At 33.3% G+C, this 22401-nt stretch carries 15 protein-coding genes; 14 read left to right on the forward strand and 1 reads right to left on the reverse strand.

All coding sequences use genetic code 11. The features are described 5' to 3' along the window. The first annotated feature begins 109 nt into the window (after positions 1 to 109). A complete protein-coding gene (gene uvrA, locus ACYQ39_RS10315) occupies positions 110 to 2920 on the forward strand; it encodes an excinuclease ABC subunit UvrA (RefSeq protein ID WP_459842757.1) in 2811 nt (936 codons plus the stop codon). 121 nt (positions 2921 to 3041) lie between these two features. Here the strand turns inward: uvrA and ACYQ39_RS10320 are convergent, their stop codons facing one another. Continuing rightward, positions 3042 to 4205 (reverse strand): iron-containing alcohol dehydrogenase, encoded by a 1164-nt coding sequence (locus ACYQ39_RS10320; RefSeq protein ID WP_459842758.1) that lies wholly within the window; start codon positions 4203 to 4205, stop codon positions 3042 to 3044. Between the two features lie 243 nt (positions 4206 to 4448). On the opposite strand from ACYQ39_RS10320, the gene uvrC reads away from it, so the two are divergent. The 13 genes from uvrC to ACYQ39_RS10385 all read left to right on the forward strand — a co-directional run bounded on the left by uvrC (position 4449) and on the right by ACYQ39_RS10385 (position 22400). Continuing rightward, entirely contained in the window at positions 4449 to 6263 is a 1815-nt protein-coding gene (uvrC, locus tag ACYQ39_RS10325) for an excinuclease ABC subunit UvrC (protein WP_459842760.1), read from the forward strand. A 314-nt stretch (positions 6264 to 6577) separates the two neighbouring features. Next, a complete protein-coding gene (locus ACYQ39_RS10330; RefSeq protein ID WP_459842762.1) occupies positions 6578 to 7726 on the forward strand; it encodes an ROK family transcriptional regulator in 1149 nt (382 codons plus the stop codon). A 19-nt stretch (positions 7727 to 7745) separates the two neighbouring features. Continuing rightward, on the forward strand, positions 7746 to 9059 hold the full coding sequence (gene xylA / locus ACYQ39_RS10335) for a xylose isomerase (protein ID WP_459842764.1): 1314 nt from the start codon (positions 7746 to 7748) through the stop codon (positions 9057 to 9059). A gap of 28 nt (positions 9060 to 9087) precedes the next feature. Continuing rightward, entirely contained in the window at positions 9088 to 10593 is a 1506-nt protein-coding gene (gene xylB, locus ACYQ39_RS10340; protein WP_459842765.1) for a xylulokinase, read from the forward strand. 86 nt (positions 10594 to 10679) lie between these two features. Further along, positions 10680 to 11762 (forward strand): D-xylose ABC transporter substrate-binding protein, encoded by a 1083-nt coding sequence (gene xylF, locus ACYQ39_RS10345; RefSeq protein ID WP_459842767.1) that lies wholly within the window; start codon positions 10680 to 10682, stop codon positions 11760 to 11762. A gap of 64 nt (positions 11763 to 11826) precedes the next feature. Beyond that, positions 11827 to 13350, forward strand: a complete 1524-nt coding sequence (locus tag ACYQ39_RS10350; protein ID WP_459842769.1) for a xylose ABC transporter ATP-binding protein — start codon at positions 11827 to 11829, stop codon at positions 13348 to 13350. A gap of 2 nt (positions 13351 to 13352) precedes the next feature. After that, positions 13353 to 14528, forward strand: coding sequence for a sugar ABC transporter permease (locus tag ACYQ39_RS10355; protein WP_459842771.1), 1176 nt, complete (start codon positions 13353 to 13355; stop codon positions 14526 to 14528). Between the two features lie 128 nt (positions 14529 to 14656). After that, positions 14657 to 16246 carry a methyl-accepting chemotaxis protein gene (locus ACYQ39_RS10360; protein ID WP_459842773.1) on the forward strand — a complete coding sequence of 530 codons (1590 nt, stop codon included), beginning with the start codon at positions 14657 to 14659 and terminating at the stop codon, positions 16244 to 16246. 31 nt (positions 16247 to 16277) lie between these two features. Then, the gene (fsa, locus tag ACYQ39_RS10365; protein WP_459842775.1) at positions 16278 to 16925 is read left to right on the forward strand and encodes a fructose-6-phosphate aldolase; all 648 of its coding nucleotides are present in this window, start codon (positions 16278 to 16280) and stop codon (positions 16923 to 16925) included. A gap of 22 nt (positions 16926 to 16947) precedes the next feature. Continuing rightward, positions 16948 to 18927 carry a transketolase gene (gene tkt, locus ACYQ39_RS10370; RefSeq protein ID WP_459842777.1) on the forward strand — a complete coding sequence of 660 codons (1980 nt, stop codon included), beginning with the start codon at positions 16948 to 16950 and terminating at the stop codon, positions 18925 to 18927. A gap of 260 nt (positions 18928 to 19187) precedes the next feature. Beyond that, entirely contained in the window at positions 19188 to 20528 is a 1341-nt protein-coding gene (locus ACYQ39_RS10375; RefSeq protein ID WP_459842778.1) for an extracellular solute-binding protein, read from the forward strand. Between the two features lie 91 nt (positions 20529 to 20619). Further along, on the forward strand, positions 20620 to 21552 hold the full coding sequence (locus ACYQ39_RS10380) for a carbohydrate ABC transporter permease (RefSeq protein WP_459842780.1): 933 nt from the start codon (positions 20620 to 20622) through the stop codon (positions 21550 to 21552). A gap of 26 nt (positions 21553 to 21578) precedes the next feature. Then, positions 21579 to 22400 (forward strand): carbohydrate ABC transporter permease, encoded by an 822-nt coding sequence (locus tag ACYQ39_RS10385; protein WP_459842782.1) that lies wholly within the window; start codon positions 21579 to 21581, stop codon positions 22398 to 22400. Position 22401 lies beyond the last annotated feature (1 nt).

Here is a 22401-nt window from a genome sequence, read left to right on the forward strand (position 1 = left end):
TAATATTATATATTAATTAAACTATAGAGTATATGTTATGTTGTAATTAGCAATGATTACTGATATAATAATTGTTAACTTTTGAGTATTTAACAGAGAGGTGATTTAAATGGTACAAGATAAGATTATAATTAAAGGTGCTAGAGAACATAATCTTAAAGATATAGATGTTGAAATTCCTCGTGATAAGTTAGTGGTAATGACTGGATTAAGTGGTTCTGGTAAGTCTTCATTGGCTTTTGATACTATTTATGCTGAAGGGCAGCGAAGGTATGTGGAGAGTCTATCAGCTTATGCTCGGCAGTTCTTAGGACAGATGGAAAAGCCAAAGATAGAGTATATAGAAGGTTTATCACCTTCTATATCTATTGATCAAAAGACTACTAGTAAGAATCCTCGTTCTACTGTAGGAACAGTAACAGAAATTTATGATTACTTACGATTATTATATGCTCGAGTGGGAACCCCACATTGTCCTGAGTGTGGACAAGAGATCTCCTCTCAGACAGTACAGGAGATTGTAGATCAAATTATGGAGTTAGAAGAGAGGACTAAATTTCAGATTTTAGCTCCAATAGTGAGAGGAAGAAAAGGAGAGCATCAGGATCTACTAGATCAAGTCAGTCAAGATGGTTATGTTAGGGTTAAAGTTGATGGAGAGATTAGAGATTTAGCTGAAGATATTCAGTTAGATAAGAATAAGAAACATTCAATTGAAGTAGTAGTAGATAGATTAATTATGAAAGAGGATATTGAATCTAGGTTGGCTGATTCTTTAGAGACAGCTCTTGATTTAGCAGATGGTTTAGTAATTATTGATCTAGTTGATGGAGATGAGATGTTATTTAGTGAAGAGTTTGCTTGTCCTGATTGTCAAGTAAGTTTAGAAGAATTATCGCCACGAATGTTCTCTTTTAATAGTCCTTATGGTGCCTGCTCTACTTGTGATGGTTTAGGAAATAAACGTGAATTTGATCCTGATTTGATTTTAGACTATGATTCTTCTTTGAATGATGGAGCAATTATTCCGTGGCGAAAAACACGAAGTCGTTTTCAACCACGGGCAGTAGAAGCTGTAGCAGAGAAGTATGGTATTGACCAGGACAAGCCACTTAGCAAAGTAGATGATGATCTTATTGATATATTATTATATGGTGATGACAGTTCAGTTACTTTTCCGTATACTAATCGGCGTGGAAATACGAAGAATAAAACTATTACTTTTAAAGGATTAATTACTATCTTAAAAGAAAAATTGAGAAATAAAAACTCTAATCGAGCCAAAAAGAAGTTAGAGAAGTATATGACAGTCAGATCTTGTCCAAATTGTGAAGGAGATAGGTTGAATAGAGCTAGTTTGGCTGTGACAGTTGGTGATAAATCAATTGCTGATGTGACTGAGATGCCAATTGGTGATACTTATCAGTTCTTTGCTCAACTAGAGTTGACAGGTCAAGATAAGGTAATTGGTAGTGAAATTCTAAAAGAAATTAGACAGCGTTTAAATTTCTTAAATGAAGTTGGTTTAGAATATCTAACTTTAAATCGGTCAGCTGGTACTTTATCAGGTGGAGAGTCGCAAAGGATTCGGTTAGCAACGCAGATTGGTTCTCAGTTAGTAGGAGTTATTTATATTCTTGATGAACCAAGTATAGGTCTTCATCAGCGTGATAACCAACGTTTAATTAATACTTTACAGGAACTTAGAGATGTTGGAAATACTGTCTTAGTAGTTGAACATGATGAAGATACAATGAAAGCAGCAGACCAGATTATAGATATTGGCCCAGGTGCTGGTCGCCATGGAGGAGAGATAATAGCTCAAGGTGATCTAGAAGATATTAAAGAGGTTGATGAATCATTAACTGGCCAGTACCTATCTGGGAAGAAAAGAATAGAAGTTCCAAAGGAGAGAATTGAGCCTAGTGGAGATTATTTAACGATTAAAGGAGCTAAAGAGCATAATCTAAAGGATATTGATGTTGAGATTCCTCTAGGTACCTTTACTTGTATTACAGGAGTTTCTGGTTCTGGTAAAAGTACATTAATTGATGCCACACTAAAGCGGAGGTTAATGCAAGAATTTTATGATTCTAAATTAAAGCCAGGAGAACATGATCAAGTATTAGGCTTAGAGGAGATAGATAAGGTAGTGAATATTGATCAATCTCCTATTGGTAAGACACCACGGTCTAATCCAGCAACTTATACTAAAGTCTTTGATTATATTCGAGAAGTTTTTGCTAAGACGCCATTGGCCCAAGAAAGAGGTTACAAAAAAGGTCGCTTTAGCTTTAATGTTAAAGGAGGACGTTGTGAATCCTGTAAAGGACAAGGTATCGTTCAGATTGAGATGCATTTCTTAGCTGATGTCTATGTACCTTGTGAAGTCTGTGATGGAGCACGTTATAATCGAGAGACATTAGAAGTTAAGTATAAAGGCAAGACTATTGCTGATGTCTTAAATATGACTATTGAAGAAGCTCTAGAATTTTTTGAGAATATTCCTAAAATCAAACGTCGTCTACAGACCTTATATGATGTAGGATTAAGTTATATGAAACTAGGACAACCATCTACAACTTTATCAGGAGGAGAGGCTCAACGAGTTAAATTAGCTTCAGAATTAAGTAAACGAAGTACTGGTAATACAGTCTATATCTTAGATGAGCCAACAACAGGTCTTCATTTTGAAGATGTAAATAAATTATTGCAGGTTCTACAGCGATTAAAAGAAGGTGGCAATACTATTATTGTGATTGAGCATAATCTTGATGTCATTAAATCAGCTGATCATATTGTTGACCTAGGACCAGAAGGTGGAGATAAAGGTGGTCAAGTAGTTGCTACTGGTACTCCAGAAGAGGTAGTAGAGGTTGAAGAATCTTATACAGGCCAGTTTTTAGAGGAAATACTATAGATATATTGTGATAATATCACAATATATCTAGATGTGAGTTGGCAGTTATGAGTCGTGATTAAGTTCAAAACCATAAATAAAGCTTAAATTAATTAAGAGTGTCACGACTCATAACTTTATTTTACAAACTCATTTTGTAAATTTCTACCACGTCATCTTTATCCAATTCTTTGTAGCTACCTCGTGTACCACGGTCTGTAGCTTTTTCTGCCATTAACTCTAACTTTTCATCTCCTATATCATAGTCTGCTAAACAAGAAGGGGCCCCCATTTCATTAAACCACTCTCTAGTTTTTTCTATTCCTTCTAAAGCTATTTCTTGATCAGATTTTCCTGTTGGATCAACATCCCAAACTCTTGTAGCATACTGTACAAATTTACCTGTTCCTTTATCTAAGACATACTTCATCCAGTTAGGAAAGATAATTGCTAGTCCACCTCCATGAGGGATGTCATAGACTGCACTGACAGCATGTTCAATACCATGGCTAGCCCAGTCAGTCTCTTTCCCCATAGATATTAAACCATTTAAAGCCATTGTTCCTGATAGCATTATGTTGGCCCTAGCATCATAGTCTTTAGGGTCCGATAGAACTTTTGAACTTTCTTCTTTTAGAGTTACTAGTATACTCTCTGCCCATCTATCTTGTATTGGAGTAGATTCTGTATGACTGAAGTATTGTTCAAAAACATGGGCTGCTATATCTATAATTCCATAAACTGTATGTTCTTCTGGGACTGTAAAGGTATTAACAGGATCTAAGATTGAAAAGTTAGGATAAAGTAGTGGACTACCAGCTCCCATTTTTTCTTCTGTTTCTAAATTAGAAATAACGAAGTTTGGATTCATTTCAGATCCTGTGGCAGCCAAAGTTAAGATTGTACCAACTGGAAGGGTTTCTTTAATTGGTGCTTTTTTAGCAAATAAATCCCAAGGGTCATCATCATAATAAACAGAACCAGCAATTGCTTTACTAGCATCAATTGTACTTCCGCCACCGACTGCTAAAACAATATCTATATTATTTTCTCTACAGATTTTAACGCCTTTTCGTACATTAGTTACTCTAGGATTAGGCTTAATTCCTGATAATTCATGAATCTCTAAGTTCTTTTTTTGTAGTGAGTCGATAACTTTATCATATAGTCCTATTTTCTTAACACTTCCTCCACCTGTAACGACTAATACTTTAGTACCATACTCTTTAACCTTCTGTCCTACTTGGGCTACTTTTCCTTTACCGAAAAGCAACTCTGTTGGGTTATTAAAATTAAAATTATTCATTTTATGTGACCTCCTTAATTATGAGATTAAGTGAGTTAGATATGTATATAGTATTTAGATAGAATTTTTTTATTTCCTTCATAACTAGTATGACTTTGCTTATTCTCTCTTATAAGATTGGGATTTAATATAATGTGAGTAAAAGACTGATTGTAACTAATAATAATTACTGTTATAATAAAATTAAGTAATTTAACTATAAAATTGATTTAAAATAATATATAAACCAAGATGGTGGTATAAATGAATCTACAGCAGAAAACTAAAGGTCTTCCTTATGAACCTGGAGTTTACTTAATGAAGAATCAACGAGGTCAAATAATTTATGTTGGTAAGGCTAAGTCTTTACGCCGGCGTGTTGGTTCTTACTTCCAAAACTCAGAGCATCGGCGATTTAAGACGACAGTTTTAGTCAAACGAATTGTTGATTTTGATTATATTATTACTGATACTGAAATGGAAGCCTTAATTTTAGAGAATAATTTAATAAAAAAGTATAATCCAAAATTCAATATTCAGCTAAAGGATGATAAGACTTATCCTTATATTAAAGTAACAGTAGACGGTCTCTACCCTCGAGTATATAAGACAAGAATAGTTAAACAAGATGGGGCTCGTTACTTTGGTCCCTATACTGATCCTAAGGCAGTTAATGATATGTTAGAGTTAATTCACGATTTATTTCCTTTACGGACTTGTAAAAAGGAGTTAACTGATCAAACTGAACAGCGTGCTTGCCTTAATTACCATATTGATAAATGCCTTGGCCCTTGTTTAAGGGAGGTTAGTTCTAAAGAGTATCAAATGATGATTAAGAAGGTTATTATGATTTTAGAAGGGAAGGAAGATAATCTTAAACAGAAATTAGAGATCAAAATGAGAGATGCTTCAGCAGAGATGGACTTTGAAAAAGCTGCTCAATATAGAGATCAAATTCAAGCTATTGATAAGATTACTCAAAAGCAGAAGGTAGTCTCTGATAATTTAGTTGACCAAGATATTGTGGCCTTGGCACAAGATGAAGATGCTATCTGTCTCCAATTATTAATTGTACGTAATGGACGATTGATTGGAAAAGAAGATTTTATCTTTACTGAATTTCAGAATAAAGCTGAAACCATAGTTTCTTTTTTACAGCAATATTATGATACGGCTTATTATATACCAGAAGAAATCTTAGTTGACACACAATTGGATGATCAGCAATTGATTGGTAATTGGTTGACTGAACAACAGAAGAGTAAGGTAGAGATAAAGCTACCTAAGCAAGGAGAGAAGAAGGAACTAGTAGAGATGGCAGCCCGCAATGCTAGTCAAAATTTAAAAGAATATCGAGTCAAATCAATTCTACATTCATCTCAAATAGGAAAAGGAGTTGAAGAATTACAGAGAAAGCTTGATTTAGCTCAAGCTCCCTATCGAATCGAAGGTTTTGATATTTCAACTATTCAAGGCCAATCTACTGTAGCTTCATTAGTCGTTTTTGAGAATGGAGAAGCTAAGAAGAGTGATTATCGTCGCTTTAAGATGAAGACTTTAGAAGGTCAAGATGATTTCGGGGCGATGAAAGAAGTGATTGAGCGTAGATATTCTAGATTGATTGAAGAAGAAAAAGAATTTCCTGATTTGATCTTAATTGATGGTGGTAAGGGCCAACTAAATGCTGCTGTTAATATTTTAGAAGAGTTAGGTAGGACAGGACAGCAGATTATTAGTTTGGCCAAAAAAGAGGAAGAAATCTTTTTACCTGATAGAGAAGAGTCTATTCTGTTATCTCGTGATTCAGATGCTTTATATTTAGTCCAACGAGTCAGAGATGAAGCTCATCGTTTTGCTGTCAGTTACCATCGTAAATTACGTTCTAGAAGATTAACCCACTCAATGTTAGATGATATTCCTGGTATAGGAGATAAGAAACGTCAGGCTTTATTAGAGTACTTTGGTTCATTAGCCAAGATTAAGCAGGCTAGTGAAGAAGAATTGGTTGAAGTATCAGGCATTAGTCATAGATTAGCTAGTAAGATTAGAGATTATTTAAAAAGGCATCTACGCCCTTAATTTAAGGGTATATTTAAGTTTATGACTAACGGAAGATATCTTTAATCTTAATTTTAATAAGTAGTATTTATTAGATTATTGAGGCTTGAACTAAATAAATCATGTGGAATCACTTGACATTTAGCAAGTGATTCCATATAATAAAATTGAATTGGTTGAATTAACCAATTTTTATATTTGTGAATTATTTTAACCCTTAAATTAACTATTAATATAAGGTTAGTGATTGTTCCTTGGGATATAATCCTATAATTAAAATATTAGAGGTTATAAGGTATAATTATATAAGAATATAACAATTAGGAGGTAATAAGATGGAAACTCAAGTGAAGAATTCATTTTTAATGCGTGATTTGAACTTGGCCAATATTTTCAAATTAATTCATAAGTTGGGTCCTATTTCTAGAAAGGAATTGGCTGAAAATACTGATTATAGTTCAGCTACAATTTCTAATCATGTTAAAACTTTAATTAAACAGGATTTTGTGTTGGAAACAGAAAAAGGATCTTCAACTGGAGGAAGAAAACCTGTTTATTTAAAGACAAATCCTGATAAAGCCTATATATTAAGTGTTGATATTGAGGTAAATCGGGTGAGAGTAGTTTTATTTAATTTAGATTTAAAAATAGCAGTAAAGAGTATAGTACCAATTATTGATAAAAGTGATCCCAATAGAACAATGGAAAGAATATGTAACGAGATCAATAAAATAGTCGATAATCGAAAGTTAGACTGGAATAGTATTTTGGGAATAGGTGTAGCAGTCCCAGGATTAATTGATAAAGAAAGTGGTTGTCTGAAGTTTGCTCCTAATTTAACTTGGACTGATGTAGAAATAACTAAATTATTTAAAGATAAATATGATGTTCCAGTAATTTTAGAGAATGAAGCAAATGCTGCAGCAATTGGAGAGAAAGAATTTGTGTATCCTGAAGAAGATAATTTAGTATATGTTTCCATAAATGCAGGAATAGGTTGTGGAATCATCTTTAATAATGAGTTGTATAAAGGGGCAAGTGGAAATGCAGGAGAGTTTGGACATATAATAATTGATCGAGATGGACCAAAATGCCATTGTGGAAATAATGGTTGTTGGGAGACTTTAGCCTCAGAGAGCTATATTTTACAAAAAATTTCTAGAGCCAATAACTTAAATGAGTTAGATATATATAAGGAAGATAAGCAAGAATTTATTGAGGTTTTTAAAGAAACAGGGAAAAATATAGGAATTGGAGTAGGAAATATCATCAATAGTTTAAGTCCTGAGTTGGTAGTTATAGGAGGTGATGTAACTGAGATAAAAGATTATATTTGTGATGAGATATTAAAAGTTGCTAAAGAAGAAACCTTAACTGTCTCTTATGAAAAGACTGAGATAAAATTTAGTCAATTAGGAGATGCAACTGTAGTTTATGGCTTGGCTAGTTTGATCTTTAATGAAAAATTAATATTTTCTAAATAAAATTTAAGGAGGAATAAAAATGAGTGATTTCTTTCCAAATGTATCACAGATTAAGTATGAAGGAAGAGAATCTGATAATCCACTAGCTTTTAAGTATTATAACCCTGATCAGGTAATTGGTGATAAAACAATGGAGGAACATTTACGTTTTTCTATGGCTTATTGGCATACCTTGACTGAAGATGGAGGCGATCCATTTGGAGTGGGAACAATGATTCGTCCTTGGGAGACTGGATCAGAAATGGAGATAGCTAAGAGGAGAGTAGAAGTTGCTTTTGAGTTTATGTCTAAATTAGGCATTCCCTATTTCTGTTTTCATGATCGAGATATTGCCCCAGAAGGTGATAGCTTACACGAAACAAATGAGAATTTAGATGAGATTGTAGAATTAATTAAAGAGAAGATGGATCAAACAGGTATTAAGTTATTATGGGGTACTGCAAATGCCTTTACACATCCTAGATATGTTCATGGAGCAGCTACGGCTCCTAATGCAGATGTATTTGCTTATGCAGCAGCGCAAGTAAAGAAAGCAATGGAGATTACACAAGAGTTAGGAGGACAAAATTACGTCTTTTGGGGTGGACGTGAAGGATATGAAACTCTATTAAATACAAATATGGGATTAGAACAAGATAATTTGGCTCGATTTTTCCAGATGGCTATTGATTATGCTGAAGAGATTGGTTTTGAAGGTCAATTCTTAATTGAGCCTAAACCTAAGGAACCAACTAAACATCAGTATGATTTTGATGTAGCTAGTGTGTTAGCTTTCTTAAGAAAATATGATTTAGATGATCATTTTAAGGTGAATATAGAGACGAATCATGCTACACTTGCTGGCCATACAATGCAACATGAATTACACTATGCTAGAATTAATGATGCTCTAGGAAGTGTTGATGCTAATCAAGGAGACAAATTATTAGGCTGGGATACAGATCAATTCCCAACTAATATTCAAATGACTACCCTTGCCATGTATGAAATATTGAAGAATGGCGGCTTAGAACCTGGAGGGCTTAATTTCGATGCTAAAGTAAGAAGAGGTTCTTTTGAACCAGTTGATTTATTCTATGGTCATATTGCTGGAATGGATACTTTTGCTAGAGGATTAGAAGTTGCTCATAAGTTACTTGAAAGCGGAGAATTAGAAGATTTTGTTGATCAGAGATATAGTAGTTTTACAACAGGGATTGGAAAAGAAATTGTTTCAGAAGAAGTTGGTTTTAAAACTTTAGCTGAGTATGCTTTAGATAATGAGATAAATAATACTTCTGGGCGACAAGAAAGACTAGAATCAATTCTTAACAGTTATATAATTGAAGGTTAATTGTTCCTAAGGAAGGAGTTGGTTAGAGGTGGATTACTTATTAGGTCTTGATATAGGTACTAGTGGAACAAAGGGGATTCTTGTTTCTAAGGAGGGAGAAGTTGCCGCTGAGGCAACTGAATCCTATCCTTTAGATACTCCTCAAGCAGGTTGGGCTGAACAAGACCCTAATGATTGGTGGGCAGCTACTAAAGAAGTTATAAAAGAGCTTACAGCAAATAATGAGGTAGCTTCTAATGATATTAAAGGAATTAGTTTTTCTGGTCAGATGCATAGTTCAGTTTTTCTAAATGATGAGATGGAAGTCATTAGACCAGCTATTTTATGGAGTGATACTAGAACTACTAAACAGTGTAAAGAAATTGAAGAAGAAGCGGGAGGATTAGAAGAATTAATTGGTCATGTATCTAATCCTGCTTTAGAAGGTTTTACTGCACCTAAGATATTATGGCTTAAGGAAAATGAGCCACAAAATTATGAGCAAGTAAATTATGTGTTAATGCCTAAAGATTATGTTCGTTATAAGTTAACTCAAGAAATATATACTGAAGTATCAGATGCAGCTGGTACATTATTACTTAATGTAGAAGAGAAGGATTGGAATTTAGATCTAGTAGAAAAACTAGATCTGGATTCCGATATATTACCTCCAGTAATTAATTCAATAGATCTAGCTGGAACTGTACAGGATGAAGTAGCAACAGAAATTGGAATTAAAGCTGGGACTCCAGTAGTAGCTGGTGGAGCAGATAATGCTTGTGGAGCAGTAGGAAGTGGAATAGTAAAAGAGGGAAGAGTGATGGTTAGTATTGGCTCATCTGGAACGGTTGCAGCCCAGATTAATGATCCTGTAGCTGATGAGCAAGGAAGAGTTCATTTATTTAATCATACTTGTCCTGATAGTTGGTATTTAATGGGCGTTATGTTATCAGCAGGAATGTCTTATAAGTGGTTAAAAGAAGATTTATATGATAATAAATTTGACTACGATATCTTAAATAAGTTGGCTAGTCAAGTAGAACCAGGTAGTGAGGGACTGATCTTCTTACCTTATTTATATGGTGAGAGAACTCCTCATGCTGATGCTAATGCTCGTGGTGTTTACTTTGGTATTTCTGGAAAGCATGAGCAGGGCCATTTTGTTCGTAGCTTATTGGAAGGAGTAAGTTTTGGTCTGCGTGATTCTTTAGAATTAATTAAAGATAAGGATATTGAAATTGATGAAGTAAGAGTGATAGGTGGAGGAGCTAAAAGTGAGTTATGGCAACAGATATTAGCTGATATCTTAGGAGAAGAGATCAGTTTAATTAATATAGAAGAAGGCCCTGCTTTTGGAGCAGCTTTAATTGCTGGAGTAGGAGTAGGAGTTTATGATAATTTCTCTGCAGCAACTGAAAATATTATTGAAGTGAATAAAAAAGTAGCTCCAAATTCTGAAAAATCTGAATATTATAATAATTATTATAAGTTATATAAGCAACTTTATGCTAGTTTAAAAGATGACTTTAAGCAATTAAGTCAACTGCAAGAATAAGGTTGAGGAGTAGGGAAAATTTAAGAGGCAGTTTAGCAGCTAAATGATTAAGTTATACCCAAAATATTTAGTGGGGGGAATTTAATATGTTGGCCCAAAAAAAGAGATTGATGGTTGTTGCCTTATGTTTGACTCTAATGTTTGTAACTACTTCAGTAACTAATGCTGGATGGTTTGACAGTCTATTTGGTGGCGGAGATGATAATAAATTAGTAATTGGTCTTTCAATGGATAATTTGCGCTTGGAAAGATGGCAAAAAGATAAAAAAGCATTCATTAAAGAAGCTAACAAATTAGGAGCTGAGGTCAAAGTTTTATCAGCTAATAGTAATGATCAAAAACAGGTTTCTCAAGCTCAGAACTTGATTACTCAGGGTGTGGATGTGTTGGTAGTGATTCCTCATAATGGAAAGGTTATGGGCAGTGTAGTTTCTGATGCTCATGCTGCAGGGATTAAAGTATTAGCTTATGATAGGATGGTACAAAATGCTAAAACAGATGCTTATATTTCATTTAACAATGAGCGAGTTGGTGAAATGCAAGCTAAAGCCTTAGTCAAAAGACAGCCTAAAGGTAAATACTTTTTATTAGGAGGTGCTCCTACAGATCCTAACGCTCATATGTTTAGAGAAGGTCAGATGAATGTATTGGAACCTTATATTGAAAAAGGTGATATAGAAGTAATTGGTGATCAATGGGCTGAAAATTGGTTACCACAAAATGCAATGAGTATTATCGAAAATGCTTTAACACGAGTTGGAAATGATATTGATGCAGTAGTAGCCTCTAATGATAGTACTGCTGGAGGTACAATAGAAGCTTTAGCAGGCCAAGGGCTTGATGGAAAAGTCTTAGTTTCTGGTCAAGATGCTACTCTTGCTGGTTGTCGTCGAATTGTAGAGGGTACTCAGACAATGACTATCTTCAAACCAATTAGTAAATTGGCTAATAGAGCTGCTAAAGTTGCTGTTAAAATGGCAAAGGATAAAAGTATCAAAACAAATAAAAAGATTGATAATGGGAAAATCCAAGTACCATCTGTATTGTTAAAACCTATTTTAGTTAATAAAGATAATATGGTAGAAACAATTATTAAAAGTGGATATCACACTATAGAAGAAGTATATAAAAATGTACCTAAAGATAAAAGGCCTAAAGAAACTGAGTAATGTTAAATAGAATAATAGGGGAATATTCCCCTATTATTCTAAATCTAAGGAAGGGGAGGGAAGAATGGAATATATACTAGAAACTGAAGATGTAATTAAAGATTTTCCTGGGGTTAGAGCTTTAGATCATGTTTCTTTTAAAGTAAAGAGAAATGAAATTCATGCTTTATGTGGTGAGAATGGAGCAGGAAAGTCAACCTTAATTAAAGTATTAAGTGGAGTTCATCCTTATGAAACTTATGAAGGGGAAGTATTATTAGAAACAGCTAAACAACAATTTGATACAGTTAATGATGCTGAAGAAAAAGGAATTGCTGTTATTCATCAGGAGTTAGCAGTTATTGAAGAACTAAGTGTAGCTGAAAATATATTTATGGGTAATGAAATTGAGAATAATGGAATTGTTGATTGGGATACAATGTACAATGAGACTGAGAAATGGTTAGAAAAATTAAAAATAGATTCAGTTACTCCCCAGACTAAAGTTAAGAATTTAGGAATGGGTAAGCAACAATTAGTAGAGATAGCAAAAGCATTAGCTAAAGAAGTAAAGATATTAATTTTAGATGAACCAACAGATTCTTTAACTGATAGTGAGACTGATATTTTATTTGAAATATTAGATGATTTACGTGAAGATGGTGTAACTTGTATTTATATTTCACATAAATTAGAGGAAGTATTTGAGATTTGTGATTCAGTCACTGTCTTAAGAGATGGTAAATCAATTGGTAGTGATAAAGTAGATAATTTAACAAAGCAGGAGATAGTTGAAATGATGGTAGGAAGAGAAATGAGTCAAGTGTTTCCTGACAGAAATCCTAAGGCTGGTAAGCCTGTATTAGAAGTTAAAGATTTTAGTGTTGCTGATCCAGATAATCCTAATCAGTTATTAGTAAAAAATGTTGATTTTGAATTAAAAAAAGGAGAAGTTTTAGGAATATCTGGCTTAGTAGGAGCAGGAAGAACCGAATTAGTAAATAGTATATTTGGTGTTTTTCCTGGACAAAAATCTGGAGAAGTGTATTTAAAAGGAAGTAAGATTGAAATAAATTCTCCTAAACAAGCATTAGAATCTGGTATAGCTCTTGTTTCTGAAGATAGAAGAAGATTTGGTTTGATTCCTACTATGGATGTTAAAGAAAATACTTCTATAGCTAGTTTAGATAAATTTAAAGATTTTTTAGCACTGGATCAAGAACAGGAGATATCAGAGGTTAGAGAGTATGTGAATGACTTGAATGTTAAGACTCCCTCAATTAAAGAAAAAGTATCTAAACTAAGTGGAGGTAATCAACAGAAAGTAGTCTTAAGTAAGAATTTAATGACCCGACCTGAAGTACTAATTTTAGATGAACCAACTAGAGGAATTGATGTAGGGGCTAAATATGAAATATATAAATTGATGGAAGAATTGACTGAAGAAGGTGTTTCAATAATTATGATTTCATCTGAATTACCTGAAATAATTGGAATGAGTGATAGGATTTTAGTTTTAAGTCAAGGACAGATTACAGGTGAATTTGATAATAGAAAAGATAAAGTTTCACAAGAAAAAATTATGATGGCTGCTACAGGAGGGAATTAAATATGGAGGAATCTAAAAAGATAACTTCTAAATTTAGTTTAGATAATATAAATTTAAATTTCGATTTAAAGACTTATATGATGGTAATAGCTTTAGTAGGTATTTGGTTTATGTTTACCTTTCTTACCAAAGGAACTTTTTTAACACCTAGAAATTTATCTAATTTATTTAGACAGTCAGTAATTACTTCTACTTTAGCAGTAGGAATGGTTTTAGTTATAATTTTAGGAGAAGTAGATTTATCAGTTGGTTCAGTATTAGGATTAGCTGGTGGGATTGTTGGTATTTTAGATGTTTGGCTAGGATTAAATCCATTTTTGACTATTTCAATTACTATACTTGCAGGTTTGTTAATTGGTTTATGGAATGGATGGTGGGTAGCTTATAGAGGAGTCCCTTCTCTAATTGTAACATTAGGGGGGTTATTAGGATTTAGAGGAATATTGATTGGAATTACTGGTGGAACAACTATTGGGCCTTTAAGCAAAACTTTTAATTATTTAGGAAGTGCTTATCTTTCTGAGCCTATGAGTATTGGTTTAGGCTTAGTAGTTAGTGGATATTTGATTTTTCATCATCTTAGAAAAAGAAAGAAAAGAATAAAACATAATTTTGAAGTTTCGTCATTATCTTTAGAGATTGTTAAGATATCTTTTTTTAGTTTTCTTATTTTCATCTTTATAATGATTATGAATAGTTATCAGGGGATTCCGATATTAGTACTTATACTATTAGGTATAATGGCATTATTTAGTTATGTTGCTAATAATACAGTTTTTGGACGACATATATATGCAATTGGAGGAAATGAAGAAGCAGCTAGGTTGTCTGGAATTAAGACAAAACAAACCACTCTTATAACCTTTACTTTAAATGGGATAATGGCTGCTATAGCTGGTATATTATTAACTTCTCGTTTAAATGCTGCTTCTGTCGCCTCTGGTCAGCAAGCAGAACTTGATGCTATTGCTGCTTGTGTAATTGGAGGAGCAAGTTTAGCTGGAGGAATAGGAACTGTATTTGGAGCAGTTATAGGTGCAATAGTTATGGCTAGTCTTGATAATGGAATGAGTTTAATGGCTGTTCCTAGTTATTGGCAACAGATTATTAAAGGGTTAGTACTAGTGTTAGCAGTTTGGTTTGATGTAGCAAGTCGAAAGAATGGAGAATCAAATTAAGTTTTAAAATAATATAAAGTTATGGACACATTCGATTAAGATAATTTAATCAAGAATGTGTCCATGTAAATAGAACTATAAAGTAATTAATTAAAATGATATCGGCAATAAATAAAGGGAGGAATATATTGATAGAAATTGATTTTACTTTGAAGAAGAAAATTAATTTATTATTTATCTGTACATTAGTAATTATAATATCAATAGCCTTATTTATTGTTAACAAAGTATTAATTAGCCAAATATCACTTCAAACTGCTAAACGTAATTTAGCTACTGGATACAAAATCTTAGATGTTAAATATCCTGGAGGATGGAAAAATGAAAATGGAGTGCTATATAAAGGGAATACTCCTATAAAAAATAACTTTTTAATTGCTCAAGATATTGCTGGAGCACTAACTAATGAAGAATCAAGCGAGCAAATTCGTGTAGCAGTTTTTGCTGATAATAAAGTAGCAGATGCCAATATTGGAATTGATTATTCAATCTCTGAAAAAATAGAAAGAAAAGTATTAAATCAAGGTGGGGATTATCATAATATAGTTGAGATAAAAAATAAAAGATATCATACCTCGTATATACCTATTAGAAATAATTCAGGAAAGATTATTGGAATATGGTCAGTAGGTGTACCTGAAAATTTAGTTGATGGTGTAATGGAAAATATTTTCTTCTGGGTTGTATTTATTTTAATTATTAGCTTAATATTAGTACAGTTTATTTTATCTTTTAGTATAAATAAATTATTATTTATACCTTTAAATAAAATTATTATGCAAACCAAGAAGATCTCTAATGGTAATTTAAAAGGTCAAGTTAACTTAAATCGAGATGATGAGATTGGTGATTTAGAAGAAGCAATTAACAAAATGACTGTTATCTTAAATAAAATTATAGCCGGCATTCATGAAATGGGTAAAGAAGTTTTAGTAACTAGTAAAACATTAAGTAATTCTAATCAACAGACTAGTGCTTCAATTGAGGAGATTTCTGCCACTACTAGAAATTTTACAAATAAAATTAAAGAATCTAATCAACTAACTCAAGAGATGGCTGGAAAAACAACAAGTGTAACAGAGTTAGCAGAAGATGGCCTAGAAAAGATGAGATCTACTAAAAGAGAAATTGAAGCTACTTTATCTAATTCTGAAGAAGCGACAGAGGTTATAGAAGGGCTAGAGGGTATTTCTTATGAGATACAAGATATAACTACAGTGATTTCAGATATAGCTGAACAGACTAATTTACTAGCTTTAAATGCTTCTATAGAAGCAGCTCGAGAAAAAGGTAGCTCTACAGATGGACAATCAGGCCAGGGCTTTGCAGTAGTAGCTCAAGAAATACGAGAATTAGCAGAGCGAACCCAGAATTCTACTAATAATATAAAAGAGACTATTGAGAAACTAATTAATCAAACAATGCAGGCAGTAAATATTATTCAAGAAAATAATGATCAAATTAAGAATCGGGTTCAAAATATCAATCAGACAGAAGTTTTATTTCAGAATATAGTCAATCAGATTGATGAACTTAATGATTGTGTCCAACAAGTAGCTACAAGTAGTTCTAATATTCTTAATAGTAGTCAAGAAATTTCAGAAGCAACTGAAGAGCAAAATCAAGCTATCCAGCAGGTCTCTAGCTCTAGTCGGGAATTAAATGAGATGGTTAAACAATTGAATGCGTTGATTGAAAAGTTTGAGGTAGAGAATTGACTTTATACTTATAACTAAGGAGTGATAAGAGATGGAGTTTTTTATTGATACTGCTAATTTAGAGGAGATTAAGAAGGCTACAAGTTTAGGTGTGATTGATGGAGTAACAACTAATCCAAGTTTAGTTGCTAGAGAAGGAGATGTTGATTTTCATACTCGAATTAAAGAGATTTGTGAACTAATAGAGGGACCAGTAAGTGCTGAAGTTATCAGTCTTGAGGCTGAAGGAATGATCGAAGAAGCTAGAGAGTTAGCTGAGTTGGCCCCTAATGTAGCAGTTAAGATTCCAATGACAGAAGAAGGGTTGAAAGCAGTCAAAGTTTTAGAAAATGAAGGGATCAAGACTAATGTAACATTGGTATTTTCAGCTAATCAGGCTTTATTAGCTGCTAAAGCAGGAGCAACATTTATTAGTCCATTTGTAGGTCGCTTAGATGATAGAGCTCATGAAGGAATGAAATTGATAGAAGAGATTAATCAGATCTTAGAGAATTATGGATTAGATAGTGAAATCATAACAGCTAGTATTAGAAGTCCTCGCCATGTAAAAGAAGCAGCATTAATAGGAGCAGATATTGCTACAATTCCATTTGAAGTTGTACAGAAGATGTCTAAGCATCCCTTAACTGATATAGGAATTCAGAGATTTTTAGATGATTGGGAGAGTACAAAAGAGTAATTGAGAATAGGAGGGAAAAGAGATGTTAAAGCAAGTAGCTAATATAGTTAGAGGTTTATCAGCTGATGGAGTTGAAAAAGCTAACTCAGGCCATCCAGGCTTACCACTTGGTTGTGCTGAAATAGGAAGTGTACTTTATGGAGCAGAGATGAGTTATGATCCAGGTCAGTCTAGTTGGCCTAACAGAGATAGATTTGTCTTATCAGCAGGTCATGGTTCTATGTTCTTATATTCATTATTACACTTATCAGGTTTTGATGTGAGTTTAGATGATTTAAAAGAGTTTAGGCAATTGGATTCCAAGACACCAGGTCATCCTGAGTGTGACGAGACTGATGGTGTAGAGACTACAACTGGGCCACTAGGACAGGGATTTGCTAATGCAGTAGGAATGGCAGTCAGTGAGAGAATGCTAGCTGAGAGATATAATACAGAAGAGTTTGAGATTGTAGATCACTATACATATACTCTGCTTGGTGATGGAGGTATGATGGAAGGAATCGTATCTGAAGCAGCCTCTTTAGCAGGCCATCTAGATTTGGGTAAATTAATTGCTATCTATGATGATAATGAGATTTCTATTGGTGGTGACACAGATATTACCTTTACAGAAGATGTGCCAGTCAAATTTAAGGCTTGTGATTGGCATGTAATTGATGGAGTTGATGGGCATGATCCAGAAGCTATTCAATCAGCCCTTGCTCAAGCTAAGAAGGTTACAGATAAGCCAAGCTTAATTGTGGCAGAAACTAAGATTGGATTTGGAGCTCCAAATAAAGAAGGAAAGAGCTCAGCACATGGAGCCCCGTTAGGAACAGAAGAAATTAAAGGGATGAAAGAAAATGTAGGTTTACCAGTTGATACTGATTTTTATGTATCAGATGAAGTAAAGGATTTCTTTGCTCAAAGACAAGAAGAGCTTAAAGAAGAAAGAACAGCGTGGGAAGAAGAATTTGCCCAGTGGGCCAAGGCCAACCCAGAGCTTAAAGAGAAATGGGATCAAGCTCACAATCAAGAGTTACCAACTGACTTACGAGAGATAGTTGAGGAGGTTGAAATAGAAACTCCAGTTGCAACTAGAAATGCTTCTGGTGCTTCATTAAGAAAGGTTGCAGATGAAGTTGATTATCTAGTAGGTGGGTCAGCAGATTTAGCTCCATCTAACAAGACTTACTTAAATAAATATGATGAGATTCAAGCAGGTGCGTATCAAGGTCGTAACTTCCGTTTTGGAGTTAGAGAGCATGCTATGGCAGCAATGGCTAATGGTATTGCATTGCATGGTGGCTTAAGACCATTTGTATCAACCTTCCTTGTCTTCTCCGATTACATGCGAGGGGCAATCAGATTATCTGCTTTAATGAATCAACCAGTAGTTTATGTTTTGACTCATGACTCTATTTATGTAGGAGAAGACGGGCCAACTCATGAGCCAGTTGAACATGTAGAATCACTGAGATTAATACCTAACTTAAAAGTTATTAGACCAGGTGATGCAGAAGAGACTAAAGCTGCTTGGGCTCAGGCCATGGAGAGAACAGACGGGCCAACAGTATTAGTTTTAACTCGTCAGAGTCTACCACATATAGAAAAAGATGATACTACTGCTATCTATAAAGGTGGTTATGTAGTCAGTGAAGAGGAAGATGCAGAGGTTACTTTATTAGCTAGTGGTAGTGAAGTATCTCTAGCAGTAGAAGTAGCAGATAAGTTAGCAGAAGAAGGAAAGTCTGCTCGCATTGTATCTATTCCAGATAGAGATAAATTCTTAGCTCAGGGTAGTGACTATGTAAACCAAGTTTTAGGTGACCCAGAGGCTTTACGAGTGGCTATGGAAGTAGGTGTTGGTCAAGGCTGGTATCAGTTCTTAAGACAAGGAGATCATCTGGTAAGTATGGATACTTTTGGTGCTAGTGGACCAGGTGAAGAGGTTGCTCAGAAATTTGGTTTTAAAGCTGAAAAGATTGTTGAAGATATTATGATTAAATTAGAGAATAAATAGGATTGATAACTTGTAAGTTATTTTAACCCTAAAAATAACTTTTTATATAAGTTGAGTGATTTTTAAATCATAAGAAGTAATTTCAAATATGATATTTTGTAAATAATTTTATAATTTATATAAGAAGTAATAATATTTTTCAAATAAATTGCTTATTAGTTAATCTATAAGAAAGGGGGGATTCTAGAGAAAAGTTGAAGATATAAATTTAAAAATTAAATTGTTAGGTGATACCAAAAAATCTATAGGAGGGATTGAATATGCAAGTACAAAGAAAGAGATTGATGGCTGTTGCTTTATGTTTACTTCTAGTATTTGTAACTACTTCAGTGACTAATGCAGGATGGTTTGATGGTTTATTTGGTGGAAGTAGTGATGAGAATAAGAAGGAGGTAACCCTTAATTTATGGCATATCTACACCTCTGAGAATGCTGCAGCATATAAACCAATTAATGATGCAATTGATAGATTTGAAAAGGATCATCCTAATGTTGATATTAAGTCGACTCCAGTAGAAAATGATTCTTATAAGACAAAACTAAAGGTTTCTATGGGAGCAGATAATCCACCAGATATATTTATGAGTTGGGGAGCTGCAGGATTAGAAAAATATGTCGATAGTGGGAAAGTATATGATCTAACATCTGAGTTAGAAGCAGGCTGGGAAGATAGATTTGTACCAGCAGCAATGGATTTAACTCAGTTTAATGGTAAGTATTATGGAGTACCAATTACCAATATGATTGGAGCTTTTGTATGGTACAATACTGAAATGTTTGATAAGTATGGTTTAGAACCACCAGAAACTTATGAAGAATTAAAAGAAGTAGCTAATACGTTAAAGGAAAATGAAATTATTCCTTTTACATTAGCTAATAAGGATAAGTGGACAGGTTCAATGTACTTTATGTATTTAGTTGATAGACTAGCTGGAGCAGATGATTTTAAGAAAGCAGCAGATAGAGAACAAGAAGGGGCATTCAATAACCAAGCATTTGTAGAAGCAGGAACAATGATTCAAGAGATGGTAGAAAAAGACTATTTCCCACCTGGCGTTAATGGTTTAGAAGAAGACGCAGGACAGTCTAGAAATCTATTATATACTGGAAGAGCAGGTATGTATCTAATGGGTTCTTGGGCTTATGGCGCTATAAAGAATGAAAACCCTAAATTTTTAGATAAGTTAGACTTCTTTATGTTTCCTGCCATCAAGTCTGGAGCAGGAGATCAGTCTAATATTGTTGGCACACCAGGAAATACTTACTTCTCAGTTTCTAGCTCATGTGAAAATAAGGAGTTAGCAGTAGAATTTTTGAAATATTTATCTGATGAAAAAGCAGGAGAGCTTTTTGTTGAGGAAGGGAATATTCCTCCATTTAAAGGAGTAGAAAGCAAACTAACTAATCCAATAATGAAGAAAATTTATCGTAAATTGGAATCAGCAAATTATATTCAGTTGTGGTATGACCAGTATCTTCCACCGCAATTAGGTGAAGTTCATAAAAATACTACTCAAGCATTATTCGGGTTAGAGATGAGTCCAAAAGAAGCTGCTAATAAGATGGAGCAGGAAACTAAAGAGTACTATAAAAATAATTAATTATCTTGGATTATTTAATTAAATAAGAGAGGCTAAATTTAGCCTCTCTTATTTGTAATGTAAAGTGTTAAAGAATAAGGAGGGGAAGAGTATGAAGGAAAAGTATGAGAGTTCAATTGATTCTAATAAAAATACTATACCAGAAAAGTATAAAAACATATTTAACTCTAAGAAATTTGTAGTAGCCTTCTTTTTATTTCCAGCAGTTTTTTTCTGCCTGTTATATTTATTTTCACCAATTCCTATTTCAACTTATTATTCCTTATTTCAGTGGGATGGAATGGGAGAGAAAATATTTAATGGCTTAGGCAATTGGATGGAGTTAGCAACTGATGAAATATTTTGGCTAGCTTTAGGTAATAATATTAAGTTAATTGCTTTTTCTATAGTAGTTCAGATTCCAATTGCTCTTTTGTTGGCAGTGATGTTAACTAGAGGCTTTAAAGGAGCTGATTTTTTAAAAACAGTCTATTTTATTCCTCTATTAATGTCGGCAGTAGCAATAGCTATTTTATGGAATTATGTTTTTGATCCTAATTTTGGAGTATTTAATTCTTTCTTAAAATTATTAGATTTAGGGCCAATTAATTGGTTAGGAAATCCTGATATTGCTTTATATGCAGTTATTTCTGCTGTTAGTTGGCGTTATATTCCTTTTTATATGATTCTCTTTATTGCAGCTATTGTAGGAATTCCTGAAGATTTATATGAAGCTTCTAAAATAGATGGTGCAACTGAGTGGGAAAAATTTAGATATATTACTTTACCCTTATTGAAACCAACTATTATTAATGCTGCTGTGTTAATATTGGTAGGTTCTTTAAAATATTTTGGAATCGTATTTGCAATGACTGGTGGTGGGCCTAACCATGCTTCTGAGTTAATGGCAACATATATGTATAAGAATGCTTTCCAAAACTTTAGAATGGGTTATGGAAGTACTATTGCAGTAGCTCTATTTGTAATTGCTTTTGTCACTTCGCTTCTATTTATGAATGCAACTAAAGATGATATTAGAAATTAATCAGAACTATGGAGGTGTGAAAGATAGTGGACAAAATTAAAAATTATATGGAAAAATTGTTTTTAGCCTTTTGGTTACTTATTACTAGTTATCCTTTAATCTTTATGATTCAATCTAGCTTTAAAAGTAAAATGGAATTTATCACTGAATCAGTCTGGTCTTTACCAAATTCGTTAAGTTTTAAAAATTATATTCAAGCTATAGATTCAGGTTTTTATATTTATTTCTTTAATAGCTTGATTGTTTCTTTCCTTGCTTTAGCTTTTATAATTTTAAGTGCATCAATGGCCAGTTATGTGATTTCTAGAATAGATTTTAAGATAAATGGATTAGTCTTTATTTTGTTTGTAGCAGGGATGATGATTCCAGTACATGTTACTTTAATTCCGATTTATAAATTAACTAAATTTCTTGGTTTATATGATCAATTAGTTGGCTTAGTTGGCCCTTATGTAGCCTTTAGTCTGCCTATTTCAATCTTTATTTTAACTGGGTTTATGCAGGATATCCCTAAGGAATTAGAAGAAGCAGCTATTATTGATGGGGCCAATAAGTTCCAAATTTTTACTAAGGTTATTTTACCTTTAAGTAAACCAGCTATTTCAACTGTAGCTATTTACAATTTAGTTATGTTGTGGAATGAGTTTGTTTATGCCTTAATTTTACTTTCCGATCCAGAAAAATGGACTTTGACTTTAGGTCTATTTAACTTTCAAGGTCAGTATGGAATAGATATTCCATTGGTAATGACAGTCTTAACTCTATCTATTTTGCCTTTGATATTACTTTATATCTTCTTCCAAGAAAGAGTAATTAAAGGTATGACTGCTGGAGCATTAAAAGGATAAA

The sequence above is a fragment of the Halanaerocella petrolearia genome, from assembly GCF_054657875.1.